The sequence below is a fragment of the Hymenobacter arizonensis genome, assembly GCF_900115775.1.
GTDB classification, from domain to species: domain Bacteria; phylum Bacteroidota; class Bacteroidia; order Cytophagales; family Hymenobacteraceae; genus Hymenobacter; species Hymenobacter arizonensis.
Map to the genome: position 1 here is coordinate 256,190 of NZ_FOXS01000004.1, position 26,430 is coordinate 282,619.

At 60.3% G+C, this 26,430-nt stretch carries 24 protein-coding genes; 16 read left to right on the forward strand and 8 right to left on the reverse strand.

Going from position 1 to position 26,430, the window contains the following annotated elements; all coding sequences use genetic code 11:
* Nucleotides 1-233: 233 nt before the first annotated feature.
* Together BMZ66_RS15500 and ade are read right to left on the reverse strand one after the other, a co-directional pair.
* The gene (locus BMZ66_RS15500; RefSeq protein WP_143080236.1) at nucleotides 234-797 is read right to left on the reverse strand and encodes a hypothetical protein; all 564 of its coding nucleotides are present in this window, start codon (nucleotides 795-797) and stop codon (nucleotides 234-236) included.
* A 127-nt stretch (nucleotides 798-924) separates the two neighbouring features.
* Entirely contained in the window at nucleotides 925-2,586 is a 1,662-nt protein-coding gene (ade, locus tag BMZ66_RS15505; RefSeq protein ID WP_092675532.1) for an adenine deaminase, read from the reverse strand.
* Nucleotides 2,587-2,661: 75 nt separating this feature from the next.
* Here ade and BMZ66_RS25580 point away from each other — a divergent pair, with 75 nt between their 5' ends.
* The 5 genes from BMZ66_RS25580 (at nucleotide 2,662) to BMZ66_RS15525 (ending at nucleotide 6,102) form a co-directional block, all read left to right on the forward strand.
* Nucleotides 2,662-2,823, forward strand: coding sequence for a hypothetical protein (locus tag BMZ66_RS25580; protein ID WP_177204756.1), 162 nt, complete (start codon nucleotides 2,662-2,664; stop codon nucleotides 2,821-2,823).
* A 350-nt stretch (nucleotides 2,824-3,173) separates the two neighbouring features.
* Nucleotides 3,174-3,578: a hypothetical protein gene (locus BMZ66_RS15510; RefSeq protein WP_092675535.1), complete on the forward strand. Its 405-nt coding sequence runs from the start codon at nucleotides 3,174-3,176 to the stop codon at nucleotides 3,576-3,578.
* Nucleotides 3,579-3,609: 31 nt separating this feature from the next.
* A complete protein-coding gene (gene cmk / locus BMZ66_RS15515; protein ID WP_092676148.1) occupies nucleotides 3,610-4,299 on the forward strand; it encodes a (d)CMP kinase in 690 nt (229 codons plus the stop codon).
* 162 nt (nucleotides 4,300-4,461) lie between these two features.
* Nucleotides 4,462-5,343, forward strand: coding sequence for a 4-hydroxy-3-methylbut-2-enyl diphosphate reductase (locus BMZ66_RS15520; protein ID WP_092675538.1), 882 nt, complete (start codon nucleotides 4,462-4,464; stop codon nucleotides 5,341-5,343).
* A gap of 51 nt (nucleotides 5,344-5,394) precedes the next feature.
* Nucleotides 5,395-6,102 (forward strand): hypothetical protein, encoded by a 708-nt coding sequence (locus BMZ66_RS15525; protein ID WP_092675541.1) that lies wholly within the window; start codon nucleotides 5,395-5,397, stop codon nucleotides 6,100-6,102.
* Nucleotides 6,103-6,108: 6 nt separating this feature from the next.
* Here the strand turns inward: BMZ66_RS15525 and BMZ66_RS15530 are convergent, their stop codons facing one another.
* Complete coding sequence (locus BMZ66_RS15530) at nucleotides 6,109-6,654, reverse strand: O-acetyl-ADP-ribose deacetylase (RefSeq protein WP_092676151.1); 546 nt, start codon at nucleotides 6,652-6,654, stop codon at nucleotides 6,109-6,111.
* A 216-nt stretch (nucleotides 6,655-6,870) separates the two neighbouring features.
* Between BMZ66_RS15530 and BMZ66_RS15535 the strand changes: the two genes are divergently transcribed.
* Nucleotides 6,871-7,173: a 2TM domain-containing protein gene (locus BMZ66_RS15535; protein ID WP_143080237.1), complete on the forward strand. Its 303-nt coding sequence runs from the start codon at nucleotides 6,871-6,873 to the stop codon at nucleotides 7,171-7,173.
* Nucleotides 7,174-7,199: 26 nt separating this feature from the next.
* Here the strand turns inward: BMZ66_RS15535 and BMZ66_RS15540 are convergent, their stop codons facing one another.
* On the reverse strand, nucleotides 7,200-8,411 hold the full coding sequence (locus BMZ66_RS15540) for a glycosyltransferase family 87 protein (RefSeq protein ID WP_092675547.1): 1,212 nt from the start codon (nucleotides 8,409-8,411) through the stop codon (nucleotides 7,200-7,202).
* A 120-nt stretch (nucleotides 8,412-8,531) separates the two neighbouring features.
* Here BMZ66_RS15540 and BMZ66_RS15545 point away from each other — a divergent pair, with 120 nt between their 5' ends.
* Nucleotides 8,532-9,482 (forward strand): glycosyltransferase family 2 protein, encoded by a 951-nt coding sequence (locus BMZ66_RS15545; RefSeq protein WP_092676154.1) that lies wholly within the window; start codon nucleotides 8,532-8,534, stop codon nucleotides 9,480-9,482.
* A 9-nt stretch (nucleotides 9,483-9,491) separates the two neighbouring features.
* On the opposite strand, the gene BMZ66_RS15550 is transcribed toward BMZ66_RS15545, so the two are convergent.
* Nucleotides 9,492-9,926, reverse strand: coding sequence for a hypothetical protein (locus tag BMZ66_RS15550; RefSeq protein WP_092675550.1), 435 nt, complete (start codon nucleotides 9,924-9,926; stop codon nucleotides 9,492-9,494).
* A 137-nt stretch (nucleotides 9,927-10,063) separates the two neighbouring features.
* Here BMZ66_RS15550 and BMZ66_RS15555 point away from each other — a divergent pair, with 137 nt between their 5' ends.
* The 3 genes from BMZ66_RS15555 to BMZ66_RS15565 all read left to right on the forward strand — a co-directional run bounded on the left by BMZ66_RS15555 (nucleotide 10,064) and on the right by BMZ66_RS15565 (nucleotide 12,894).
* Nucleotides 10,064-10,546, forward strand: a complete 483-nt coding sequence (locus BMZ66_RS15555; RefSeq protein ID WP_092675554.1) for an ATP-dependent zinc protease family protein — start codon at nucleotides 10,064-10,066, stop codon at nucleotides 10,544-10,546.
* 171 nt (nucleotides 10,547-10,717) lie between these two features.
* Nucleotides 10,718-11,665: a 30S ribosomal protein S6--L-glutamate ligase gene (gene rimK, locus BMZ66_RS15560; protein WP_234795116.1), complete on the forward strand. Its 948-nt coding sequence runs from the start codon at nucleotides 10,718-10,720 to the stop codon at nucleotides 11,663-11,665.
* Nucleotides 11,666-11,934: 269 nt separating this feature from the next.
* Nucleotides 11,935-12,894, forward strand: a complete 960-nt coding sequence (locus BMZ66_RS15565; protein WP_092675557.1) for a succinylglutamate desuccinylase/aspartoacylase family protein — start codon at nucleotides 11,935-11,937, stop codon at nucleotides 12,892-12,894.
* A 220-nt stretch (nucleotides 12,895-13,114) separates the two neighbouring features.
* On the opposite strand, the gene BMZ66_RS15570 is transcribed toward BMZ66_RS15565, so the two are convergent.
* Nucleotides 13,115-15,337 (reverse strand): tetratricopeptide repeat protein, encoded by a 2,223-nt coding sequence (locus tag BMZ66_RS15570; RefSeq protein ID WP_143080238.1) that lies wholly within the window; start codon nucleotides 15,335-15,337, stop codon nucleotides 13,115-13,117.
* Between the two features lie 186 nt (nucleotides 15,338-15,523).
* Here BMZ66_RS15570 and BMZ66_RS15575 point away from each other — a divergent pair, with 186 nt between their 5' ends.
* From BMZ66_RS15575 to BMZ66_RS15600, 6 genes are all read left to right on the forward strand, one after another.
* Nucleotides 15,524-16,228 (forward strand): OmpH/Skp family outer membrane protein, encoded by a 705-nt coding sequence (locus tag BMZ66_RS15575; RefSeq protein WP_092675563.1) that lies wholly within the window; start codon nucleotides 15,524-15,526, stop codon nucleotides 16,226-16,228.
* 249 nt (nucleotides 16,229-16,477) lie between these two features.
* The gene (locus tag BMZ66_RS15580) at nucleotides 16,478-18,838 is read left to right on the forward strand and encodes a TonB-dependent receptor (RefSeq protein ID WP_092675566.1); all 2,361 of its coding nucleotides are present in this window, start codon (nucleotides 16,478-16,480) and stop codon (nucleotides 18,836-18,838) included.
* Between the two features lie 39 nt (nucleotides 18,839-18,877).
* Nucleotides 18,878-19,858 (forward strand): DUF4249 domain-containing protein, encoded by a 981-nt coding sequence (locus BMZ66_RS15585; RefSeq protein WP_092675569.1) that lies wholly within the window; start codon nucleotides 18,878-18,880, stop codon nucleotides 19,856-19,858.
* 118 nt (nucleotides 19,859-19,976) lie between these two features.
* Entirely contained in the window at nucleotides 19,977-20,258 is a 282-nt protein-coding gene (locus BMZ66_RS15590; protein WP_092675572.1) for a hypothetical protein, read from the forward strand.
* A 225-nt stretch (nucleotides 20,259-20,483) separates the two neighbouring features.
* Nucleotides 20,484-20,789, forward strand: a complete 306-nt coding sequence (locus tag BMZ66_RS15595) for a hypothetical protein (RefSeq protein WP_092675575.1) — start codon at nucleotides 20,484-20,486, stop codon at nucleotides 20,787-20,789.
* Between the two features lie 38 nt (nucleotides 20,790-20,827).
* The gene (locus tag BMZ66_RS15600; RefSeq protein ID WP_143080239.1) at nucleotides 20,828-21,166 is read left to right on the forward strand and encodes a hypothetical protein; all 339 of its coding nucleotides are present in this window, start codon (nucleotides 20,828-20,830) and stop codon (nucleotides 21,164-21,166) included.
* Here the strand turns inward: BMZ66_RS15600 and nhaA are convergent.
* Together nhaA and BMZ66_RS26270 are read right to left on the reverse strand one after the other, a co-directional pair.
* On the reverse strand, nucleotides 21,163-22,533 hold the full coding sequence (nhaA, locus tag BMZ66_RS15605) for a Na+/H+ antiporter NhaA (RefSeq protein WP_092675581.1): 1,371 nt from the start codon (nucleotides 22,531-22,533) through the stop codon (nucleotides 21,163-21,165). The genes BMZ66_RS15600 and nhaA overlap by 4 nt on opposite strands.
* An 85-nt stretch (nucleotides 22,534-22,618) precedes the next feature.
* Nucleotides 22,619-26,302: a metallophosphoesterase gene (locus tag BMZ66_RS26270; protein WP_177204757.1), complete on the reverse strand. Its 3,684-nt coding sequence runs from the start codon at nucleotides 26,300-26,302 to the stop codon at nucleotides 22,619-22,621.
* Nucleotides 26,303-26,430: the final 128 nt, after the last annotated feature.

Sequence of the window (26,430 nt, forward strand, 5' to 3'; positions counted from 1 at the left end):
GTCATGCCGTCTAGACGAAAGCCGCCCTTGGTAAGATTGCGAGGCAGGGGTCTATTTGCTTACGACAAAGGCTGTGCTTATAGCCACCGCGGCCCATGTCGCCCCAGTGCCCAATGCAGCGCTTTGGGCCAGAAAAAGCGCGCACAATTCTGGGAAAGCGGTTATGGCAGAATTTTAGCCCCCGGCACTTTTGGAGGCATCTTCGTACGTAGGCCCAGCCAAAAGGCCACCACTCAATCCGAGTCGCGGCCTTTTATTTTGGTCTTAATTCTGTCAAAAACTCCTCTGATTCCTTCGTTTTTTTGCTTAACAAGGATATACCGGACTGAAAACGCCGTTGGGAATCGGTTCCAATCGCCCGACCCAAACTCGATGGTAGGCTTGAAGTCGAGGGAAAGCACAATGGGCACGAAGGCGATTTTGTATTCGGCACCCACTATGCCGTCAAATCCCCAAAAAGCGCCGTCGTCCTTGTGGTTGCCTACGTGCGCGCCAGCTCCGAAGTAGTAGTTCAGGCTGGGGCCGAGAATGCCGAAGTGACGCTCGGCCAGCACGGTGGCGCTCCGCTCGCGAGTCGAGAACATGGCCAAGCCTTCCAGCGTGGTTTTGGGCAGCACCAGTTGCTGTATGGTGAGGCCGTAGCTGCTGCCGCCAGCTCGGAGGCCGGCAGCGGTGCGGTACTTCTGCGCAGCGGCCGGCTGCGCCAGGGCAAGCGCCAGCAGCAGGACCGGGCCAGTGCCCCGCAGGGCCAGCCCCGGCAGCACACGCCGAAACCGTGGTGAGAAAAGCGAAAGCATAGAGTCAGATAATGTTAAGCGAAGCCGGGCCTAGTACCAGCACGAACCGCCCGCTGGGGGCGGCGACTTAGTACGTAACAGAGCCGTCAAAAATTGCTTTTTGGCAGTAAAAACCGACAGGTCACGCTTACGCTACAGCGTCTACGAAGGCGAACTGCTGGCCATCGAACAGGCCTTTATCACTCAACTTTAAGCTGGGAATCACCAGCAGGGCCATGAACGACAGCGTCATAAACGGGGCGCCCAGCGGCGAGCCCAACTGCTTGGCCAGCGCATCGACAGCGGCATAGGCGCTGGCTACGGCGGGCCCGTCCTGGTCCGACATAAGGCCGGCCACGGGCAGCGGCACCAGAATTTCCTGGCCGTCGGCGCCTACTGCAGCCAGGCCGCCTTTGGCCGCAATCACTAGGTTGACAGCCCGCGCCAAGCTGGCATCGTCGCAGCCCACGGCCGTGATGTTGTGCGAGTCGTGGCCGACACTGCTGGCTAGAGCGCCGTGCTTCAGGCCAAACCCACGGATGAAAGCTAGGGCCGGCGCCACCTGCGGCTGGTAGCGGTTGATGACCGCCAGCTTGAGCACGTCAGTGGCTACTTCGGGCACTACCAGGCCGCCCGCCACCTGGGCCGGAACGTCGACCCGCGCTGTAATCAGCTGGCCGTCGAAGCACTGAATAACGCGGAGCGTGGGCCGCCCGGAGCCGGTAGCAGGCAGCTGAAAATCCTCGGCCTGCACGGGCTGGGCGTGGAAGTTATTGACTACGGCGATGGGCGCGGCCGGTAGCCGCGACTGCCCGTTTTCGGCCACCAGCTCGCCATTCAGGTAGGTTTGTATTACCTCGAAATCCCGCAGGTTGCGTACGGTGATGAAGTCGGCCGGGTCGCCTTTTTCCAGCAGGCCCACGGGTAGGTTGTAATGCTTCACGGGATTGATGCAGGCCACGCGCAGGACGTGGAATACGTCGTTGCCGAGGGCCACGGCGCGCTGCACCAGCTGGTTGATGTGGCCAAGCACCAGCGTGTCGGGGTGCTTGTCGTCGGAGCAAAACATTAGGTTGGCGTAGTGCTCAGGCAGCAGCTCGATGAGGGCGTCGAAGTTGCGGGCGGCTGAGCCTTCGCGGATGAGAATTTTCATGCCCACGGCCAGCTTGTCGCGGGCTTCTTCGGCAGTGAAGCATTCGTGGTCGGTGCTGATGCCGGCGCTGGCGTAGTGGGCGGCATCGCTGGCGCGCAGGCCGGGAGCGTGGCCATCGACAGGGCGGCCGGCGGCTTGGGCAATGGCAATTTTAGCCATCACGTCGGCGTCGCGGTGCAGCACGCCGGGCCAGTTCATCATCTCGGCCAGGTAGCCGATTTTGGGGTTTTCGAACAGCCGGGCAATGTCGGCGGCCGTGATTTCGGCGCCGGCGGTTTCAAATGGCGTAGCCGGCACGCAGCTGGGCGCCCCAAAGCAGAACTTGAACGGCGAGTGACTGGCATTTTCCAGCATGAATTCCACCCCGGCCACGCCCAGCACGTTGCCGATTTCGTGGGGGTCCGATACGGTGGCTACTGTGCCGTGCGTTACCGCTAGGCGGGCAAACTCGGTGGGCACCAGCAGCGAGCTTTCCACGTGCACGTGGGCGTCGACGAAGCCGGGCAGGGCGTAGGGGAGGGCCGCGTCGGGTGCGGTGGCGCCCGTGGGCGTAATGCTGGCAATGCGGCCGCCCACTACCTCAATGGTGGCGGGCTGTATGGAACGAGCAAAGATGTCGACGACGTTGGCAAGGAGCGAAAAATCAGCGGAGGGCATGCGGGAAGCGAATAGTAGTGACGAGCCGAGCGGCTCAGCCGGCAAAGAACCTTAACTTTGAGTAAAATACCCGTCATGAGTAAATTCCTGTCGTCTCTGGTGCTGCTGCTGGTGCTGCTCGTTTTTGGGGCCAGCACCCTGAGCAGCTGCGCCCGCCGCACTGCGCAGCAGAAGAAAACCAGCTGGTATAAAAATCACAAAAGCGGAAAAGCAGTGCCGTGCCCTTGCGACCGGTAGGCGGTTGAGGCTCCCAAAGGCCACTGATGCTGCCGCGTAGCTCCTAAGCGCCTGCTGATGCATGAATAAGAGTGTGCTATTGTAGCAGCGCAATCGATATGAATAGGTGCTGGCAGCGTCCTTAATTGCTAAACAGATAGTGATAGCTGGCTCTTTTCTCGACGCATAATCTGAGTTGGGAGCAGCCAGGGCATTCGCTGGCGGGAGGCGGCTGTTGAGCGAGCAAACGCTGGCCGTTGGCCGAAAAAAAAGGGAAAGCTCGGCGCTGTTCACAAAATTTAGAAAAACAATTAGTGACGAATACAAGTGGCTATACCAAAGTGCCCCATCTATAACACAGCCTTAGAACGATGAACGACGCAACCCCTGCCCCCCTCGATTCCATTGAAGCTGCCGCCGAACAAGTGCGTGCGCAGCTAAATCTGAAGGCTTTCAATGCCGAAGCCGTGGCCCACCTGGCCAACTTTATTGAAGCGCAGCGCAGCATCCTGGGCGCAGCCGAGCGGGAAGGCGTCATCATGGCGCTGGGTTGCTTCTTGGGGCAGTGCCTGGTGCAGGTGTACCGGGGCGAATGGGGCACCGGCCGCGATGGTACGACGGGAGTGGGCCTAGGCGGAAGATTTTTTTTCAACCCCTTTCATTTGGTCGATGCGCAACTGAATGAGGGAGAAAGCGCGTCGGTAGCGGCTTTTTTCGCGTCGGTTCCAGCCCGCTTGAAGACCCCACCCGCCGCACGTAAGGCTTGGATTTCGTAATCTTGCGGGGCCAATGGCCGCCCGCGTCGTTATGAAACAACTCGTTATCGCCATTGATGGTTACTCTTCCTGCGGGAAAAGCACTACTGCGAAAGCTGTGGCTTCGGCCCTGCATTATGCCTACGTCGACACCGGGGCCATGTACCGCGCCGTGACGCTGTACCTGCTCGAGCACCAGATTGCCTTCGACGATTTACCCCGCGTGGAGCAGGCCCTGCACACCTTGCAGATTAGCTTCCGCCGCAACCGGCGCACGGGCCGCAACGAAGTATTTCTGGACGGCGTGAACCGTGAGGACGACATCCGCCAGATGGTTATTTCCAATTCCGTGAGCGAGGTGTCGGTGATTCCCATGGTGCGGCACGCCATGGTGGCCCAGCAGCAACGCATGGGCCGCAGGCGCGGCGTGGTAATGGACGGCCGCGACATTGGCACCACCGTATTCCCCGACGCCGAGGTAAAGGTCTTCATGACCGCCGACGTGGTGGTGCGGGCCCAGCGCCGCCAGATTGAGCTGGCCGACAACGGCGAACAAGTAGCCCTCGACGACATCATCGAGAACCTGCGCAAGCGCGACCACCTGGACTCGACCCGTGCCGAAAGCCCCCTGCGCCGCGCCCCCGATGCGGTGTTGCTCGATACTACTCACCTCGTGATAGATGAGCAGGTTGATTTTGTGCTGGAGCGGGTATCGGCCGCGCTGTTTGCGCCACACGTCTAGGTGGGTTTAAAAGCATAGCGGGGAGGTTCTGCCAAAGGATGATGCGGCTTGTAAGCTCATCCATGCGGGAAATAGGGCCAAGTTTTTGCTAAGTGCGCTGCGGCAAGGCCGTACCTTTGTCCCGGCGAACCCCATGGCGCCGCGCCGTGTTATACTCCCAGCATGAACGTCACGATAGATAAAAATTCCGGCTACTGTTTTGGCGTAGAATTCGCCATTCAAATGGCTGAAGACGAATTGGCCCATGGTCAGCAGCTCTACTGTCTGGGCGATATCGTGCACAACCGCATGGAGGTAGAGCGCCTGCACCAGCAGGGCCTGCGCATCATCGACCGGGAGCAATTGGCCAATCTGCACAACTGCAAGGTGCTCATTCGGGCCCACGGCGAGCCGCCCGAAACGTACCAGCTGGCCCTGCAAAACAACCTGGAGCTAATTGACGCCAGCTGCCCGGTGGTGCTCAAGCTGCAAAACCGCGTGAAGCACGCCTTCGACCTGAGCCAGCGCCAAAGCGGCCAGATTGTGATTTACGGCCAGCCCGGCCACGCCGAAGTTGCGGGCCTCACCGGCCAGACCGGCAACCGCGCCATTATTGTGATGAACGAGGCCGACCTGGACCAGATTGACTTTGCCCGCCCGGTCACGCTGTTCAGCCAAACCACCAAAAGCACGGCCGGCTTCTACAAGATGAAGGCCCTGATGGAAGCTCGTATTGCCGCCGCTGGCGGCGAGCTGGACAGCTTCGACGCCAACGACAGCATTTGCCGGCAGGTGAGCAACCGCGAGCCGGCACTCAACAAGTTTGCCGCTGAGTACGACGTGGTGCTGTTTGTGAGCGGGCGGAAGAGTTCCAATGGCAAGGCCCTGTTCTCGGTAGTGAATGCGGTGAACCCGCGCAGCTATTTCATCGAAAACGAGGCAGAAGTAGACGAGGAATGGCTGGCAGGAGCCGAAAAGGTGGGCATATGCGGTGCCACCAGCACCCCCCTGTGGCTGATGCAACAAGTAGCCGAACGAGTGCAGAGAATAGGGGAGCTGGCGTAGTAATTTAGCTGCGCCACACGCCTTTCGTTGGCGCTTTTTCTGCCACCCACGATGCGCCTTTTTATACTTACTGCTTTGCTCGGCTTGGCGGGAATGCGTGTAGCTTATGGTCAAGAGGGGCCAGTAGCTGCCACAGCCCTCAGTGCTCAGGATTCAATGGCAGCACCAAAGAGCCCATTTGATTCAGGCAGCGTCATTAAAGGATATAGCAAGGCCGAGATTACGGGGGCCGATGGCAAGACGCACTACGTTTTTATTCCCGCCAGTGGGAATGGGTTTGCCGGGTTGCTGCCTTTCTATCGGCGTGAGGAAGAATTGCGCCGGTTTGGTACTGAGCCCCTCAATATTGATGTGGATAAAGTGCAGTCCATCAGGCTGCAGGGGCAGTATTATGAGCACATGGTGCTGAAGGGAAAGCGCAAGCACGTCTTGGCCCGACGCTTGACTAACGGGCCCGTGGAGCTGTTCTCTTATATCGAGGTGAAGGAAATAATGACTAAGAGTGGCGATGGAATGCCACTGAGCCTGGGTAGCCGCGCGGTTCCATATTGGTATTTGCGCCGCTCAGGGCAAGGCCTTGTAGTCGTGGACCAGATAGAATTTATCGCCCAAATGACTCATTACTTCCACGACCACCACGACCTGCTGGTCGCGCTAAAACAAAGGAAGCTTAAGTACCGGGACATGCAGCAGGTGGTGGAGGCCTACAACGAGTATTTGACCCGACCGGTACCCGTTGATACAGTAATACCTAAGTAGCGCCCGCTATTTGGCTAGCTCCTGCTCGTACAGGCGCTTGCTTTCGGTGTCGAACGCCACGAAAATCACTTGCTGGGGAAATTCGTGTTCTGCCAGCCATTGCCGCACTTCGCGCACGGCAATGGCCGCGGCTTCCTTCTTCGGATAGGCATAAACGCCGGTGCTGATTCCGGGAAAGGCCACACTGGCTAATTGGTGTTCGGCTGCCAGGGCCAGGCTGGTGCGGTAGCAGTTTGCCAAGAGTTCGGGCTCGCTCCGCTGGCCACCGTGCCACACGGGCCCCACGGTGTGGATGACATAGGCTGCGGGTAGGAGCCCGCCGGTGGTGATAACCGCCTCGCCAGTGGGCAGGCCGCTACGGTAGTCGGGGCTTTCGCGGATGAGGCGGCATTGTGCGAGAATGGCGGGGCCGCCCGCGCGGTGAATGGCCCCATCGACCCCGCCGCCGCCGAGCAGGCTGGAGTTGGCCGCGTTGACGATGGCGTCGACCGATAGCTTGGTGATATCGCCCTGCACAATTTGAATGCGGGAGGTGGGATTGGGAGTATCCATGGCAGAAGTAGCGAAGGTGGGCTGGAGCAACGAGCCGGGCCGCAAGCACATTTCAACGTGTAGTAGCAGTAAATGGCTGCGCGCGGCTTACGTTTCAGCAGCCTCGTTTGCGGCCTGGTTCTGGTTAAATGATGCTTCGGTAACAGCAAATTGTGGCCGCTTGGGCAAGGGGTAGTTTTGACCATCAACTTCAAACAACCACTAACCATTACGCTCATGGAAACCCTGAACCGCAACCCCTTCCTCTGGCAGAAAGCAAAAGCCCGCGCCAAATTTAAAGCCGCCCTGCTCACGTACATCTTGGTGAATGCGGGCCTGTGGACCATCTGGGCCCTGACCTCCTCCCACTACGACCGGTTTCTTCCCTGGCCGGTGTTCGTGTCGTTTTTCTGGGGAATGGGGTTGGTAGGGCGCGGCGTTGCGGCCTACGGAGGCTTCAACTACGAGCAGCGCACCCAGCGGGAATACGAGCGGCTGCTGCGCGAGCAGCAGGGAGAGGCCAGTGAACGCCTTTCTTAATCGGTACTCTAAAGACAACCCTGCAGCTAGCGCGTCATCGTGCCCTCGCTGGCCAGGAAGGACGTGTCCGACGCCGCCAGCTCCTCGCCAATCAGCGACTGACGCCGGGCAAACACCAACAGCTGGACCTGAATGACCAGCCACGCCACTACCATCGGCACGGCCTTCATCTTGTATACATCGAGGTAGGTTTCCCGGATGTAGGAAGGCATCAGGTCGGTCGACGAGAGGGAGGTGAAGATGAACGCAAACCAGAACAGCGGCCACCCCAGCCGCGTGTAGCGGCCGTAGTACATGAACCAGAGCATGAAGCCCGTGACGGCGATGATGAACGTGGGCGACTCGGCCATCTGGTTGAAAATGACCACGAAAATGAGCAGCGAGCATAGGTAGAGGCGCTGGTAGTCGGGGTGCGACCAGGAGCGCCACCGCACCAGCGGCAGCAGCAGCAAGCCCATGCCAAGGGCCTGCACAATGCCCTTGTACTGCAGCGGGAAACCAAACCAGCTCTGCAGAATGCCAATAACGGAGAGCTGAATGCCTGTGGCCGACTCCCGCACAATATCGTACCAGCCCTGGTAAATCATGAGGAAGGCCGGCCAGGAAACCACTAGCAGCGGCATAAAGGCCAGCACCACCATCCAGGCGGCGGCCCACAGCGAGTTGCGCCAGAAGCCGGGGTAAAACAGAAACAGCAGCCCCACGGCAATGCCGTATACCTTGATGAACGCCGCCAGGGCCAGGCACAGACCCGCCAGCGCCGCGCGCCGGTCTTTCAGGTGCACATAGGTCCATATCATCAGGCCAGCCAGCAGGCAGTTGGCTTGCGAGTTGTGCAGGGCCGTGAGCACGTCGAAGAACACGAGCAGCAGGAATATGGCCTGGCGGCGGGTGTCCGGAAACATTCGGAGCGCCGCGAAGTAGAACACCACGCTGTTGACCACATTCCAAATCATGAGGCCCAGCCAGGCCGGAATTAGCGCCAGCGGGCCCATGAACAGGGCGAAAGTGGGGCTGTACTTGTAGGTGTCGTAATAATATTCGGGGTATTCGAGGTAGAGGTTTTTCTCGGCCAGCAGGTTGAAGAACGGCTTGACAAAAATCAGGTAGTTGTTGTAGGAGCCCGGGCCTTTGAGGTAGTGCTGCACCGAAATAATGATGGTGAGCACGGCGTAGACTGCACCCAGCACGTAAGGGTTGAGCAGGGACGTCCGGAGGCGAGCGGCAAAGTTGGACACGGAAGGGGCAGTAAAATGAGGCTGCAAAGGTAGGCGTGCTGCCTTGGCGTTAAATGGTTCGTCCTACTTTTGCGCGGCCAAAGCCAGTTGGTTTTGAGTCCTTACCTACCCGTCTCGCTCGTGGATATATCGGTTGTCATTCCCATCTACAACGAAGAAGCCAACATTGGGGCCTTGCACCAGCGCCTGCGCCACGTGCTGGAAACCATGCCCCGGCCGGTGAGCTATGAGTTGATTTTTGTGAACGACGGCTCACGCGACCAGTCGCTGGCCCTGCTGCTGACCCTGGCCGACCGCGACGAGCATGTGCGCTACATCGACCTGAGCCGCAACTTCGGCCACCAGATTGCCGTGACCGCCGGCCTCGACGCGGCCAAAGGCAACGCCGTGGTCATCATCGACGCCGACCTGCAGGACCCTCCCGAACTCATTCACGACCTGCACGCCAAACTGCTGACCGGCTACGAGGTGGTGTACGCCAAGCGCCGCTCGCGGCAGGGCGAAAGCGCGGCCAAGAAATTTACGGCCCGGCTGTTTTACCGCATCCTGGCCAGCATCACCAGCATATCAATTCCGGTAGACACGGGTGATTTTCGCATCATTTCGCGCAAGGTGGTGGAGGGGCTGAAAATGATGCCAGAGCAAAACAAGTTTCTGCGGGGTCAGATTTCCTGGATAGGCTACCGGCAGACTTACGTGGAGTACGACCGGGCCGAGCGGGCCGGCGGCGAAACCGGCTACACCTACCGCAAAATGATTCGCCTGGCTCTGGACGGCATCACCGGCTTTTCCGATGCGCCCCTGAAGGCGGCTACTCTGAGCGGCTTCGCGGTGTCGGGCGTGGCCTTTTTGGTGATGATGTACACGCTGTACTCGCGCTTTGTGTCGCACGACTACGAGCCGGGCTGGGCCTCGCTCATGGTGAGTATTTTGTTCCTGGGTGGCGTGCAACTCATTGCCGTGGGCATCATCGGCGAGTACATTGCCCGCCTGTCGGCCAACGTTCGCCAGCGGCCCCTCTACCTCGTGGCCGATACTAATATCACGCCGCCCGCCGCGCCTGGCAGCTAGCGCGCCTAGTTACTGGGCCAGCTTCAGGGCCCACACTTGGAACTCGCCCACACAGCTTACCTGCCTCACAAGGTAGGGACGCACCGTGGGGCTATCCAGCGTAGAAGTGTCGTTGGTGTAGAGAAAACGGGCGCCACGGGCCACGCAGGCTTTAAGGTAGGGGCGGGCGCTGCCGTCCCACGCCGGGCTGGCCAATTGCTGCGGGGTGTCGAAGCCGAACAGCTGGTAGCTGCCGGCCACCAGCAACTCATAGGAGGGGAAGTTGGCGCCGGTCACGCCGTTGGTGTCGAGGCAGCGGTCTACGCTGGGGTGCAGGGGGTTCATGCCCTTTTCGTACGGGTTGCGGGCCACGGCCATCGTGTTGCACTGCCGCCACACGTGGGCACTGTTGGGCAGTAGCCAGAAGAAGGGCGCGTGCAGGGCCAGGTTGAGGCCCAGCAGCACGGGCCAGAATCAGCGAGGCAGGCGTCCGGCAAACAGGGAAGTGGTCAGATTCATCAAAATAGGCGCAACTTGGGTGGGCGAAGGTAACCGGCGGTTTGGGGTACATTTGCTTCTCAGGCTCTGCTCTACTTCGCTTTATGCCCATACCCCGTCTGCCCAAGCGCGTGCTCGGACGCCGTGAACTAGTCGACTTCCCCGCCTTCGCGCTGGGTAGCGTGGAAGCCAAGGTGGACACAGGGGCTTACACCAGCGCCATTCACTGCAGCAACATCCACATTGAACCGAACGCCGAACAACTGCCCACGCTGGTGGTTCAATTGCTCGACCCCGGCCACGCAGGCACCGACGGCCGCCCCCTGACGTTTACCGATTTTGTGCTACGCGACATCCGTTCTTCCAACGGCGAGGTACAGGAGCGGTACGTCATCCGGACGGTGGTGCAGCTGTACGGAGAAGATTTTGAAGCTGAATTTTCATTGTCCGACCGGTCCGATATGAAGTACCCAGTGCTGCTGGGGCGCAGCCTGTTGCGGCAGGGGCGCTTTGTAGTAGACGTAGCCAAACGTAACCTTTCTTATAAAACTTTGGCTCGTGCCGCCGCCCGCCGCGCGCGCCGCTAACTAAATTTGGCGCCGAAACGGCACTGCTGATTCGGGGCGGGGGCGAAACAAAGGAGATAAACGGAGCACTGCCGGGTTTCCTTTCTACCTAATGTCGCGCCACTTCAGCTTAACCCTGTCCATCCTCGTACACGGCGCTCCCTGCTTCTCCTCATTTTACTACCCCACCAGATGAAACTGGCCATTCTCTCGCGTGAGCCGAAATCGTACTCCACCCAGCGGCTGGTGGAAGCTGCCTCTGCGCGGGGCCACGAAGCCCTGGTTATCGACCATCTGCACTGCAACCTGGTGCTGGAAAAGGGCAAGCCGGGCATCATTTACAAGGGCGAACGGCTGGAAGGCTTTGATGCCATCATTCCGCGCATCGGGGCTTCGGTCACCTTTTACGGCACGGCCGTGGTGCGGCAGTTTGAGATGATGAAAGTGCGCACGGCCGTGGAAAGCCAGGCCATAGTACGCTCGCGCGATAAGCTCCGCTCGATGCAGATTCTGAGCCGCGCCGGCGTGGGCATGCCCAAAACGGCCTTCACCAACTACTCCGAAGACGTGCCCGCCATGATAAACCAGGTAGGCGGCGCGCCCGTTATCATCAAGCTGCTGGAAGGCACCCAGGGCCTGGGCGTGGTGCTGGCCGAGTCGGCCAAAGCGGCGCAGTCGGTTATTGAGGCGTTCCACAACCTCAAGGCCCGCATCATTGTGCAGGAATTTATTGCCGAAAGCAAGGGCGCCGACCTACGCGCCTTTGTAGTCGACGGCGAAGTGGTGGGCGCCATGAAGCGGCAGGGCAAGGAGGGCGAATTCCGCTCGAACCTGCACCGCGGCGGCAGCGGCACCCTCGTAAAGCTCACCCGCGCTGAAAAAGCCGCCGCCCTGCTCGCTACCAAAGCCCTGGGCCTGGGCATAGCGGGGGTCGACATGCTACAAAGCAAGCGCGGCCCGCTTGTGCTCGAAGTAAACTCCTCGCCCGGCCTCGAAGGCATCGAAAAAGCCACTAATCAGGATATTGCCGGTCGCATCATTGAGTACACGACGCACCTGGCCATCAAAAAAGCAAGAAAGCCTAAGGCCAAAAAAGAGCACGAGCAAGTCGACGCGCAGACGGACATGCCCGGCGTGTAGTGATAGAGCCGCCAGAACATCAAACTCCCCTCCTCAGCTGAGGAGGGGATGTTCGAGCCGCCAGGCTCGGACGGGGGTGGTTGAAGTCGTTGAACGATGGGCGAACGACTCGCAGCAGAACCGTTCAGGCATCGTTCAACGAGTCCAACCACCCCCGTTTTCGCTGCGCGAAAACATCCCCTCCTTATCCAAGGAGGGGAGCTTTGTCGTTCAACGAGGCACTGCGGTCCTCTTTCCGTTTCGTAACTAACCCGTAACATTGCCGGCGCATGCCGCAAACCATTCCCCCGTTTCATCTCAACGGCCTCACCATTCAGCCTGGCGAGCAGGTGCTCACGCGGCTGGTGATTTCGCGGCTGCCCTCGGGCACGGTGATTGACGTGCCGGTGCACGTGATGCGCTCCACCGAGCCCGGCCCCACGCTGCTGCTGATGGGCGGCATGCACGGCGACGAAGTGAATGGCATCGAGACCATCCGGCGGCTGGTGCGGCGCGAGCTACTGCAGCCGCTGCGGGGCAGCATCATCGCCATTCCCATTCTCAACATCTATGGGTTTCTGAACTTCAGCCGCGACGTGCCCGACGGCAAGGACGTGAACCGTTCGTTTCCGGGGTTTCCGCGCGGGTCGCTGGCCGGGCGGGTGGCCCACCGCTTTATGCGCGAAATCATGCCCCTGATTGACTACGGCATCGATTTCCACACGGGCGGTGCGGCCCGGGCCAACTTTCCGCAGGTGCGCTGCCTGCTGGGCGTCGACCCTGAGGTGGATGCCATGGCCGAAGCTTTTGCGGCCCCCTTCACGCTGCACGCGGCCCTGCGGCCGGGTTCGCTGCGGGAAGCTGCCCAGAGCCTGGGTAAGCGAATTATTGTATACGAAACCGGGGAAAGCCTGCGGCTCGACGAGCCTGGGATAGAGGGCGCGCTAGCTGGCACGCTGCGGGTGCTGCACCACCTGGGAATGGGGCCGGTGGCGCCGGTCCCGTCGCGGCCGGGCATCGTGTGCCGCCGGCATACGTGGCTGCGGGCACGGTTTGCGGGTATTTTCCGTGCTTTGGTAGAGAACGGTCAGTATCTTAAGAAAGGGGACATCTACGGCTCCGTGGCCGACCCCTACGGGCAGCAGTCGGTGCGGCTGGAGTCGCCGTTGAGCGGCTACGTTATCGGCCTGAACTACATGCCGGTGGTGAATCAGGGCGATGCGTTACTGCACATTGCGGTGCCGGAGTAGGCCTGCTTCTAACAGAGGGCTTCCACACTTGACACAGTTACTTGCTGCTATTACGCCGTGGGCAGTAGCGCGACCGTGCCCGGCAGGGACTTTGTAGTTCGCGTCCCCACGCCGCTCGGTGGACACGAAATACGCGGACGCCCTAACAACAAAGTCCCTGCCGGGCACGGTCACGCTACACTTATGGTAGTACTTCGACCGACGCACTGCGTAACAGCAGTTATTTATTAGCCTGTGCGGTAACTTTTTGTTGTGCCAGTCGGGTCTTCCAGTGCGCGATACCAAACGTGTGGCTGTAAATGCCTAAGGCCTGTTGGTAATGCATGTGTGCTGTTGTGAGTTGCCGCTGCTGCACAGCTAAGTCGCCAAAAGCCATGGCTAAATCCCCGAATTTGTCGTGTTGGGCAGGGAGAAAAGACTGGGCAATCCTGAGTGCTTGCTGAAATAGTTGTTCGGCCTCCGCAGTGCGGCCCTGCTGCAGGCGCAACTGGCCCAGGTTTAAGTAAACAGTGCCCGTAAGCGGGTTTTGCTTCGTGAATAGGGCTTCGTGCAGGGCAACTGCCTTCGTGAGTAGCGAATCGGCCCGCTCAAAGCGGTGCTGAGAGGTTGCTACCAGTCCCAAGCCATTCCACGCCGCGGCAGACGTAGCTGTTTGGCCCTGTTGAAAACGTGCATTAATAGCTAGCACCTGCCGGTATTTCGTTTGGGCCGCTGCCTGGTTGCCCGTGGCATAATCAACATAAGCAGCCGTTGCGAATACGCCGGTTTGGCTGGGTAGTTTGACGGGCCCGGCGGCCGTAAGAAGCGAAATAGCCTGTTTCATGGTCGCTAGCGCCGCTACGTCATACCCCATTATCAAATCCATTTCGGCAATTTGAGCCAATACTATGGGTTGAGTAGCCGAAGCGTCACCTTCTGCTTTTTGCACAGTGTTCAGTACTTGGCGCAACTGCTGGCCGGCCTCAGAGTACTGACCCAACTCTTTGTTTAGCGCCCCCAAAATGCGCAGACCCTGGGCGTAAGCCAGATTGTTGGCCCCTCGCTCTTGCTTGATGCGGGCCAGCGCCGACGAGGCCAAGACCTTTGCTTTAGGGTAATGTCCTTGCGCAAGGCTATTATTTGCCAACAGCATTTCGACAGTGGCTAAGGATACCCAGTTGCGCTCGGCCCGCTGCTGATAAAAACGCCAGGGAATTCGCAAAGAGTAGTCAGCGTCGGCGTATTTCCCGATTTTAGTCAAGCAGATGCCTCGGTACATGTCCGCTTCAAAGCGGGCTTTTGAGGTGTCATTTAGTGCGAAGGAAATGGCCTGCAAGTCGCGCAGGGCCTGAAATAGGCTGTCTTGCCAAATGTAGTTGCCAACAATGCGAACCCGGTTAGTTTGAAGTTCTAGTGCCGCATCACGGGTACTATCCGTAGCCAAGTAGAGGTTGAGTTCGCGGTAAATTTTTGTGGAAGCATCCGGTTCACCTTGAGCGGCGAAAGACCGGGCCAAACCATTGGCAATGCGGGCACGGTGCAAGTCTGGTTTGGGGTTTACAACTTTGTATGCCTTTAAAGCCGCCACATATAGGGAGTCGCACGCTGTGAACTCTTTAAGCCTTAAGTGGCAGTCCGCCATTTTGCGAAAGGACCAAGCCTTTTCCTCTTCCCAATAGGAGTTTGGTTCGCCAACGCCGTCTTCTCGATTATCTGAACTAATCAGAAAGAAGTGCCCTTGCCGATAGTCCTCCAATGCTTTATGAAATTCCTGCTTGGCATACGCAGCATCGCCGCGGCCTTCATGCGCTTCGTAAAGTAGGGTGTAGGCCCCGCTTATTCTGGACTTTGAGGTGATAGAGTCAGAACCCAGCCAACGATTTCCAAAAATGTAAGACTTTTGAGCGTTGCTGATAGCAGCGCTGTAGTTTCCTTCGGCTATAGCTGCCTGTGCTGCTGCTCGGTAGTTGTGCATCAGCAGGTTGCTTGTGATGTAGTCATCTCCGCGGTTGAAGGCCAGTAAAGCCACGCGGTAGGGGGCGAGCGTGATGGGAGAGAAAGCGAAAAAGCCAGCCAAGGCTAGCAGCACCGCAGAGCGCCACCATAGCCCGCGCAGGGCTTTTGTGTCCTGTTTTTGGGCTCTCTGCCGGAACAAATAGATGCCCAGCCCGAAGCAGAAAACTCCGTTGAGCGCCGGCAGCAGCACTTCAAAGGATTCATGCCGGGCCCGAAGGGTAAAGGATAAGGAAACAAGTGAGGTGCCCAGGCAAATGCCAGCCAGTACGTAAAAAGACGTAGAAAAAACCTTCCGGTCTTTGAAAAGCCAGCGCCCGCCCACTATGTATGAAAGCGCCAAGAGCCATATGCACAGCCAAAGAAATGAGTTGCGTGGCGTTATTTCGGTGGCTTGCAGCACCACCAGAAACAAGAGTAGAAAAAGAAGGAATTTCTCGTAGCGCGTCATAAAATCCCCGATGGGTAGTAGCTCAAGGAGCCAACTCAAAGATGCAGCGCTTATCTGCAAACAATCGGCGTTACCAAAAAACTGCTTTGCGGAATCAGGACGGAAGAATTTTCACCTTCGCCTTGATTTAACAATTCTTCTTTAAGCGAAGCGTTACTTTTGTCCTTTCCTCATCTTCACTTGTCAATGAAAAACCCCGTTCAGACCACCTTTAACATTGTGCTGCTGCTGGCGGTGGCCGTTTTGTACTTCCTGCATTTCAGCAACCGCCCGGTAGCGCCCGCCATTGCTACCGACAAATCGACGGCCGTTGTGGCTTCGCCCGACCTGAACACGGCCGAGCCCGCCGCGCCTACCGAGGAGGCCACTGCCGCTACCCCTGTTGCTAGTGCTGCGCCCGTCGCTGCGGCCCCCACAGCCTCTACGTCCAGCATGGAGGGCAAAATTGCCTACGTGGAATCGAGCAAAATGCTCGACGGCTACCAGGGTATGAAGGACGCCCGCAAGGCGTTTGAGAGCAAAGCCCGTGGCTGGGAGCGCCAGAACCAAACCATGCTGACCAGCTTCAAAGCTGCTGTGGAAGCCTACCAGAAGCAAGCCCCGACCTTGTCGGCTGAGCAGCGGGCGGCCTCCGAGCAGAAGCTGCAGGAGCAGCAGCAGCAGGTAGGCCAGAAGCAGCAGCAGCTCCAGGCCCAGGCCCAGGAGGAAGAGGCCAAACTCACCCAGAAAGTGCTGGAAAGCGTGAACAAGAAGGTAGAGGCTTATGGCAAAGCCAAGGGCTACAAGCTGATTCTTATTGCGGCCCCCAGCGGCACCATTGCCTACGGCCAGAAGGACCTCGATATCACTACGCCCGTGCTGGCGTACCTGAACTCCGAGTACAAGAAGTAACCGCTGGCGGCGAGCGTTTCCGCGGAGCGTTTGCAGCCAGTAGCTGAAGCCGGCTCACCCAGGACGCCGGATAAGCAAGGACGCTAGTTTGAGGGCGCCGTGCCGAATGCATTCGGCACGGCGCTCTTTTTTTGCGGCCGATACAACCATACGCCTGGGAATTACCTCTACCATGAAAATGCCCTTCTACCGTTGGGGCGCGGCCTGTGCCTGCCCTGCCTGAGCGGGTCTTCTACCTTTCCTTTCTGCATGAAAATACCTATACGAATTGCCCTGCTCGGCGGCCTGTGGCTGGCACAACCTGCTGCTGCCCAGGCGCAGCAGCCCGGCCGCTTCACCATCAGTGGCTACGTGCGCGATGGTGCCACCGGCGAGAGCCTGCCCGGCGTGGCCGTGGTTCACCCGGCCAGTGGGCAGGGTACTACCACCAATCCTTTTGGGTTTTATTCTCTCACGCTGCCCGTAAGCACCGACTCGGTGCGCCTGCTGGTGTCGTCGCTGGGCTACGAGCGGCAGCGGCTGGCGCGGCTGGCCGAGCGCAGCTTCACGCACGACTTCCGCCTGAAGGCCTCCTCGGCCGAGCTGGCGGGGGTGGAAGTGGTGGGCACCCGCGAGGAGAAGCTGGCCGAAAGCACCCGCATGGGTACCATCAACGTGCCGGTGGCCCAGATAAAGCTGCTGCCCGCGCTGTTTGGCGAAACCGATGTGCTGAAGGTGCTGCAGTTGCTGCCCGGCGTTCAAGCCGGCGGCGAGGGGCAAAGCGGCCTGTACGTGCGCGGCGGCTCGCCCGACCAAAACCTGCTGCTGCTCGACGGCACGCCGGTGTACAACGCCTCGCACCTGTTCGGCTTCTTCTCGGTGTTCAACGCCGACGCCATCAAGAACGTGGAGCTGATAAAGGGCGGCTTCCCGGCCCGGTACGGCGGGCGGCTTTCATCGGTGGTCGACATCACGATGAAGGAGGGTAACATGCAGAAGTTTCACGGCGAGGGCGCCATTGGCATCATTGCCTCGCGCCTCACCTTGGAAGGCCCCATTAAGAAGGACACGGCTTCGTTCATCTTCTCGGCCCGCCGCACCTACATCGACATTCTGGCCCGGCCCTTCATCCTGGCTCAAGCCAATGGATTGTCCGCCGGCTACTACTTCTACGACCTTAACGGCAAGCTGAACTGGAAGGTGAGCGCCCGCGACCGCCTCTACCTCAGCGGCTACAGCGGCTACGACGAGTTCTACGCCGACGACGAAAACAAGCGCGACAACGGCCAGTACAACAAGCAAACCAGCGCCCTGGGCTGGGGCAACCGCACCGCCGCCCTACGCTGGAACCGCGTGATAAACGACCGGCTGTTCATGAACACGCACCTCACTTACACCCGCTACCAGTTCAGTGTGGGTATTGAAAGCGAAGACCGGTTTCTGAACAATGGCCAGCTGCAAACCGACAAGTTTGCCCTCACTTACCTGTCCAACATCCAGGATTTGAGTGTGAAGTCGGACTTCGACTACCTACCCAATCCCAACCACTACATACGTTTTGGGGGGCAGTACATCCGCCACCTGTTCCGGCCTGGCGCCCTGCAAACCAGTGGCAGCGTCGACCCTTCCCAAAACCAGGTGCTGGGCCGCCGCATCTACGCCGACGAAGCCAGCATTTACGCGGAAGATGACGTGAAGCTGACTGACCGCCTGAAGGTGAACATTGGGGCGCGCTTCAACAACTTCCTGGTCGATAAAAAACTGTACCCTTCGCTGGAGCCGCGCCTGGCCGCCCGCTATTTGCTCACCGAAGACTGGTCGCTGAAAGCTTCTTACGCCCGCACCTCGCAGTTTATTCACCTGCTCACCAACAGCGGCATTGGCCTGCCCACCGACCTATGGGTGCCCGCCACGGCCAGAATTAAGCCCCAGCGCGCCCAGCAAGTGAGTGCCGGCGTGGCCCGCAACCTGCGCTTCAAGAACGAGGACTATGAGCTGAGCTTCGAGACCTACTACAAGCCCATGCAGAACCTGATTGAATTCCGCGAGGGGGCCGACTTTATAGGAACATCCGACGACAACTACGAAAGCAAAATCACGAGCGGCAATGGCTTGGCCTACGGCGGCGAGGTGTTTGTGCAGAAGAAATCGGGCCGCACCACCGGCTGGCTGGGCTACACGCTGGCTTGGAGCACCCGCCGCTTCGCGGAACTGAACCAGGGTCAGACCTTTCCCTACAAGTACGACCGGCGCCACGACCTCAAGCTGGTAATTATTCACGAGTTCAGCCCCACGCTCACGCTCTCGGGCACGGCTGTGTACGGCAGCGGCAACGCCACCACGCTCTCGCAGGGCCGCTACCAGCTGGGGCCATTCGATACGTACGAAGACTACGGTTCGCGCAACAGCTACCGCATGGCCCCCTACCATCGCCTCGACCTGGACCTGAGCAAAACCAAGAAAAAGCGTTGGGGCGAAGTGGTAAACAGCTTCAGCGTGTACAACGCCTACAACCGCCGCAATCCTTATTTCATTTACTTGGGCCGGAAGGAGGGCAGCGAAGACCTGAGCTACCGGCAGGTGTCGCTGTTTCCCATTCTGCCTTCTTTCAGCAAGACGTTCCGGTTTTAATTCCGGGCGAAAGTCATTCCAGGTATTCCAGCCCTTTGCATGAAATATATCTCCTTAACGCTGCTGCTGGCTGCCGCCGCCCTAGCCGGCTGCGAAACCACCGTAGACCTGCCCGAGCCGCCCCACACGCCGCGCGTGTCGCTGCTGTATACCCTGACCACGGCCCCCCAGGACTCTTCTTTTCAGGAGTTGTATACCGGCCGCCAGCTTTACATCAGCAACAGCCAACGCGTGTTTGACACCCGGGAGCTAACCGGACGCAGGGATGCCACCGTGGAACTACGCAACGCCAGCGGCAGCGTGGTGGAGCGCTACCGGCCCCTGAGCGGGGCAAACAGCTCTGGCGGCTATCAGGGTTACTACCGCCCCGTGCTTGGTTTCCAGCCCCAGTCTGGCCAAACCTATACTTTGCGCGCCGCTCTGCCCGGGCTGGAAACCGTTGAGAGCACCCTCACCATGCCCGCGCCAGCGGTGGTGGAAAGTGCTACCTATGTGCCCCGCACCAACGCCCTAGGCGGGAACGCCAACGACAACCGCGGCCGCCTGACCGTGGTGCTGCGCGACGACCCCGCCGTAGCCAACTACTACCTGGCCTTCGCCCAAGTACTCGACCAGCAAGGGCGGCCTGGAGATAATGGGTCAGGAGTGTACGAAGACTTCGACAGCGATATTGGCGCATCCATTGGACGGTTTCAGCTTTCGAGCCCACGGCAGCAGGAGCAATACAGCATTTACCCCTTTGCCGACACCGATGTAAGCGGGCAGCGCATTACCCTGACGAGTGACGTGCGCCTGCTGGGTCGAACCTGCTTCCGGGGCAGTTGCTCCGCGCCCGCCTTTATCGAAGTGCACATCGCCAGCATCACGGCCGAAGCTTACAACTTCTACCTGTCGCGCCGCCGCTATTTCGACAGCGACGGCAACCCCTTCGCCGAGCCCGCTCCGTTGGCCTCCAACGTGCGCTCGGGGTACGGCTTGCTTGGCGGTGCGGCCGATGTCACGTATCGCATTCGCCTTTAGCGCTTGTGCATGGATGGGCTTAGCTGGCTGAAGGAGAAAGCACCGTCCATTAAACCCGAGCAACCTCGCGCTGTCAGATTAAGTACAAACCTTGGTTTCACTTAATCAGCTTGTTCCGATGAAAACTCGCTCGTTTCTGATGGTGCTGGCCGGGCTGCTTCTGGCCTCGTTGGGAGGTGGGAGCGTGGCCCGGGCGCAAGTGGTGGTAGTGCATGGCGGCTACTATGGCCCGCCGCCCCGGCCGTATTATGGTCCCCGGTACTTCCCGCCCCGGCCCAGGGTGGTGTATGCCGTGCCGCCGCCCGTAGTGGTAGTGCCCGCCCCGTATTGTGCGCCCCGGGCTTACTATCCTCCTCGGCCTTACTATGGTCCGCGGGGCCGCCGTTTTGGCCGTTGGTGAGGCTGAAAACCCACTTATTTCTGAAAAGCTCTGCTACCCGGTAGCGGAGCTTTTTTTATAGGCAAATAGCGGGAAAGCTGCTAGTACAAAGCTGTGCCATTAGCAGAAGCGCTACTGGTTTAAGGCATTGACTATAAGGAATAATTATGAATTTTTGCGTCTGCCAAGGGCCTTGTAAAGTGGTGAAATTTTGAACACCTGGCCCGATTGCACGTACCTAATGGTATGTCAGAATCACCTCCACTTGCTTCGAAGAAGTGCCCGAATTGCCAGCAATGGTCCATTTGGCAGCAGAGTCCCAATGACCGCTGCGAGCACTGCGGTGAGCTACTCGACCCGCAGGCGCTGAAAAGCGCCGCGGCGCGAGAAGAGCTCGCCAACCAGAAGATGCCTTCCGTGGTGCTGATGGAAATCAACCCGGAAGATGGCCCGGTAAAGCGCTTTTTTAAGACGATTGTGCGGGGCGGACAGCTCGCGTTTGCCGCCATTCTGTCCTTCATTGTTTGGGTAGTGGCCGTCGTAGCGGGATAAGAAGTATGCGTAAATCCTGGCCCGAATTTCGACACCCGTTGTTCATCGTTTGCGTGCTTTTGTACGCGGCCTACCAGCTCAACCGCTACGTGCTGCATCGGCCCATGCCGGAGCTGCTCACCAGCTACCTGGGTGACCTGGCGGCTATGCCGGTCATGCTCAGCCTGGCCCTGGCGGCGCAGCGGCGCTTGGTGGCGAAGTCGCGGGCCTTTGTGCTACCCGACCTATGGCTGCTGGCCGCCTGGGCCTATGTTTCGGTTTTCTTCGAAGCCATTCTGCCGTATTTCTCCGCTACGGCCGTAGGCGACCCCTTCGATGTGGTGGCGTACGCCGTGGGCACCCTGGCGTTTCGCCATTGGCTCAACCGCCCGGGCTAAGCTCCGGGACTCTGCACAATGGTGGCTACTTCGGCCTTAGCGTCCTCTTCTTCGGCCTCAATGGGCTTGGGAGTGCTGCGCATAAGCAGGTACCCCGCTGTGCCCGCTACCAGCGACGCCACCAGAATGGCCAGCTTAGCTACAGCCTCGCCAGGAGAATTCTCGCCCAGGGCCAGCAGCGTGATAAACAACGACATGGTGAAGCCAATGCCTGAGAGCATGCCCGCGCCCCAAATGTGGCGCCACAGCACGCCCTTGGGCAAAGAAGCCCAGCCCAGCCGCACCGCGCCCCAGGCCATGGCCCCCACGCCCAGGGGCTTGCCTACCACCAGGCCCAGAATGATGCCCAGCGCCAGCGGCGAGCCCAGCTCGCCGAACACAGAGGCGTCGAGGGCGAGGCTGGTGTTGGCAAAGGCGAAGAGGGGGATGATGCCGAACGCCACCACGCCATGCAGGCGCTGCTCCAGCTTCTGGGCCGGCGAACTGATGGCCTCCGACAAGTATTCCAGCTCTTCGGCCACGGTAGCCGGGTCGCCCTCGGCGCTGTTAAACTCATCCTTTAGCAACGTCAGCCGCTCGTCAATCATGGCCAGCAGCTCGGGGCGTTTGTAGCGAATGTTGCCCGGAATGGTGACTGCCAGCAGCACGCCCGCCAGCGTGGCGTGCACGCCCGATTCTAGCGTGAAGTACCACAGCAGAATGCCCAGCGGCAGGTACACCCACAAGCTGCGGGCCCCCAGCCAGTTGAAGAGCAGCAGCACGCCCCAGGTGCCCAGGCCCAGGTAGAGGTAGTTGAGGTGCAGCTCGCGGGTATAGAAGAGAGCAATGACCATGACCGCGCCCAAATCGTCGACGATGGCCAGCGCAGTCAGAAATAGCTTCACGGCCAGCGGAATGCGCGGGCCCAGTAGCTGCAGCACAGCTAGGGCAAAGGCAATGTCGGTGGCCATGGGGATGCCCCAGCCACCTGCTGTGGGCGTGCCCCGGTTCAGGAGTACATACAGCAGCGCGGGCACCACCATGCCGCCGATGGCCCCGGCCAGGGGCAGGGCCGCCTGCCGCATCGACGACAGCTCGCCGTTGGTGACTTCCCGCTTGATTTCCAGGCCCACTATGAGGAAGAAGACAGCCATTAGGCCATCGTTAATCCAGTGCAGCAGGCTCTCGTCCAGGTCTACGCCGAAGAAGGTGAGGCGCAGGTGCTCGCTCCAGATGGCCGGGAAATAGCGGGCTGGTCCCCAGTCGATGTTGGCCAGGATGAGGGCCAGCGCGGCGCTTATCATCAGGACAATGCCGCCCGCCGCGGACAGGCGAAAAAACTCAACAAATGGGCGAATCAGCGGGCGAACAAATTTGGCAATTATCATACTAAGAGCGAGTAAGAAACGAATTCAGGTGTACGGGAGAGCGATGGTAGCGGACCGGTGCAGTGGAAGGCCGGGGCCCCAGGCCTTAAAAGAAAAAGCCGTGTTGGAGGTTGTAGTAGCGGCCCTCCGACGAGCTGGCCACCGTGGCCGAGAGCACCAGCCGGTTGGCCAGAGCCAGCCAGGCGCCGCCCCCGTAGGCGCTGAGCCAGGGGCCGCGGCCGGGCTGCTGCCGCGTCCAGACGTTGCCGGCATCGTAGAGGCCGAGGAGCCCGAGCTGGCTGGGGAAAATGTAGAGCCGCGACGTGAGCAGCGACACCCGCATTTCGAGGTTGGTGTAGAGGCTGCGGTCGCCGAGCAGGCGGGTTTGGGCGTAGCCACGTACGGTCTGGCTGAAATCGGGCAGCAGGCCGCCGCCTACCATGTTGGCCTGGTAGAAGGCGTAGCGGCCGGTGTTGAGGCCGCCGCCCAGCCGGCCCGCAAACGTGACTTGCAGCGGCAGGGCGGGGCTCATGTAGTAGCGCACCTCGTACTGGTAGCGCCCGTAGCGGCCGGTTTCGCTGTTGAGGCCCTGGCGCCAGCTGCCCTGCGCATTCATCACGAGGCCGCGCGAGGGGTTGTGCTCGTTGTCTTTCACGCTGCTGCGGAAGTAAAGCAGCGCGCCGAGGTAGTTGCGGGGCCCAAAGCCGGCGCCCTGGCCTTCGGGCAGGCGCGAGCGCAGCTCGGGGTTGCGGGTCTCGCGCAGGTTGAAGTGCTCGTAGAGCAGGCCGCCGCCCACGGCAAAAAACGAGGCAAACGGCTTTTGCAGGGCCGCCGAAACGTAGGCGTTGCCAAAGGCCGCCTGGGTAGCGGGCGGGGCCGTCTCGGCCGCTGGCAAATTCCCGTAGCCGCGGAAGGGCATTTTGTAGACCGGCGCGAAGGCCCAGGCCTGCCCAATAAAGTCCAGGTCAAAAGCCACGTTCTTAATCTCGCCTTCATAGGAAACGCGGCCCACGTTGTTGCCGAAGAACTGCTGGTACAGCAGGCGGTGCGAAGCGCCGTAGGGGCTGCTCCGAAACTTGTAGGGAATGTACCGCACCCCGGCGCTCACCACCCAGCCATCGGCCGAATTGAACAAGCCGGCGACGGCGGGGCGCAGCGCCGTGTAGTCGAACCGGTCGGACGCCGGGCTATTGATGAGGTCACCGGCCGCAAAGTCGGTGTTGGTGTCGGTGGTATTGTCGAGGATGCGCTTGTCCCGAATGGTATTATTGAGGGTGTAGCTGCGGGTGCGGGAAGTGTCGCCGTAGGCATATTGGTAGTTACCCTTTTCCTGGTAGGCAATCACGCGCACTTTTATCCGGCTGCCCGCGGTGCCGCGGATGTTGTACACATCGCGCCCCTGCAGGCCATAGAGGCGGATTTCGTCGGTTTCGTCGGGCCGGAAAGTGCGGGAGTAGTAAGGCGCCTGCCCGGCCGGAGCATCCACCAGGTGCACCGCGACTACGGTGCTGCCATCGGCCCAGCGCTCCACTTCAAACCGCTCGGCCAGGTTGCTGCCGTACACGTCGGTGTAGCGGGCCAGGAGCTTACCGTAGGCCTCGGCCGTTTGCGAAAGCTGGGCCCGCCGGGCCTGAAGCTTGGCCAGGATTTCGGGGCCGTGCAGGGCGTAGACTTCGGGTGGCATGCGGCGCAGGGCGGCTTGCAGCACGGGGTCGGTCAGGCGCTGCTGGAGCGTGTCGGCCAGGGCTTTCCAGTCGGCGGGCTGCAGGCGGCCCAGCAGACGGCGGTCGAGCTGCCGGGCAGCGTAGTTGAGGCTTTTGATGTCGCGGATTTCGGGGCCGAAGTGCTGCAGCTCGCGAATGCCCCAGCTGCTGGACACCAGCCGCGGCACCAGGCCATCGAAAAGGAAAAAGGCGTTGTCGCGGTCTTTGGCCAGCGGGCGGTAGGTGGTTTGCGGGCCCTGCTTCGTTATTATCCACTCGTATTGCTGCTCGTGGCGGTCCCAGTCGCCCACCAGCATGTCGAGAAGGCGCATGGTAGCAAAGGCCCGCGCATCGATGCGGTGCGCGGGGCTGCGCTCGAGCTGCTGAATCAGGCTGGTGTAGTTTATTTCCTGCACCACGCCGGGGCTGCCGGGTAGCTTTTCCTGTTGGTACTCGCGGGCGTCGGGTTCCAGAAAGCCGGCCTGTCCGCCAAACTGCTGCCGGTAGGGCTCAAGGCATTCGGCATCGGGCAGCCGCAGCAGCTGGGGAGCCGTGCTGAGCAGGCCCGCTGCCCGCTCCAGGTCGGCCACCACCAGCGGCGCGTAGGGGTGCTGCGAGGGCAGCCAGGTTTGCTCCGACTTGGCGGGCGATGAGAGCTTGAGGGCGCGGCCGTAGCGCTCGGGCGCGGTGCCCAGTGCATTGCGCCGATACGGCCGGAAGCTGTACTCGTTGCCGGCTCCGCTGCGCAGGCGCAGCAAGAACTTATCTTCTTCGGTGCTGATGCCAAAGGGCGTAAGTCCCCCTTCGGCGGTGGTCAGGTTGAGGGCGGGCAAGGTAACAGGCGTGAGCCAAGCCTGGCGGTAGCTGCTTTTGAGCAAGGTGCCGGCCAGGGGGTAGGGCTTGCGGCGGGCGTCGGCCAGGGCCGTGGGCTGTGCGTCGGGTGGGGTGGGGGTGTCGCAGGCGGGCGGCGGGGTTTTGGCGTTGCGATTGTGTAGCAGGCCGCGGTAGTGCAGGGTGCCGGTGGCGCCGTCGCCGTTGGGGGTCCAGAATTCTGCCCAGGACTCGCCGTTCTGGTAGTAGCGAATGCGGACAAAGCCCTTTTCGCGGTGCACGAAGGTGGCGTTGTTGCCTTCGGCAATGTGGTTGGTTTTGCAGCCCGAACCACTCACAATGTGCGTGAGGGCCTCGGTTTGGTGCAGCTGCAGGTTGTGGTCGTGGCCCGCGGTGTACACCACGTTGTCATAGCGCCGGAAAATGGCCTGCAGCCGCTCCGAGAGCAGCTTGTAGCGGTAGTGCGGTAGGTCCTGGTCGACGCCGCCCAACTGCCGGTAGTAGGGGTACAGCGACCCAATCACCGGCAGCGGCACGTAGAGGCCGTCGCGAATCAGCCGCAGCGGAAACAGGTGGTCCATCACCGAGTAGTAGCCGCCGTGGTTGCTGTTGGTCATCAGCGGGTGGTGGGCCGAAACCACGATGTGCTTGCCCCGGTGCCGGGCCAAGGCCTGGTCGAGCTGGCTCAGGAATTCTTCCTCCGTGGTAGCGCTGCAGGTGCTGTTGGGGCCGTAGGGCTTCTCGTGCCTGTGCAGCCACCACTCGGTGTCGAGGCCAATAAACACCACGTTGTCGTTGACCTGCTCCACGAAGGGGCCGGGGCAGCCGTTGTCGGGCACGAAGGTGTTGCCGCGGTTCAGCTTCTGCTCGATGTACTGCTCCTGTCGCTTAATTTTCACCAGGCCCTGCGGCCCGGAGTAGTCCCAGTCGTGGTTGCCGGGCACAAAGAACACGCGGCCCTTGTACTGCTGGGCCACGTACAGCTGCCCATCGAGGCGGCGCTCGTCTTCGGCGCGGCCGGGCTCACCCTCAGCCGAAAGCCCTCTGTGGTAGAGGTTATCGCCGAGCACCACCAGCGTGCTGTTGGGGTCGGCATCGAGCTGCGATTTCAGCAGGCGGAGGGCCGGTTCGGGCGGGTCGGTTTTGGGAGCGCCAGCATCGCCGAGCAGGTACACAGTGTAGGCCAGTTTTGTGGAGTCTGGCGCCGCCGAACTCCGCCAGTTTCCTGCTTCCGGCCCGTAGTAGATGCGCTTCACACAGGCTGTGGAAAGTAGCAGCAACGGCAGACTCAGGAGTCGTAGGAGTTTTAACATACTTTGCTTGATGCCCCTGAGTGAGAGGTCCTAACTTCTCGTTCAGGTGGATTGTCCATTGTTGGAATAAG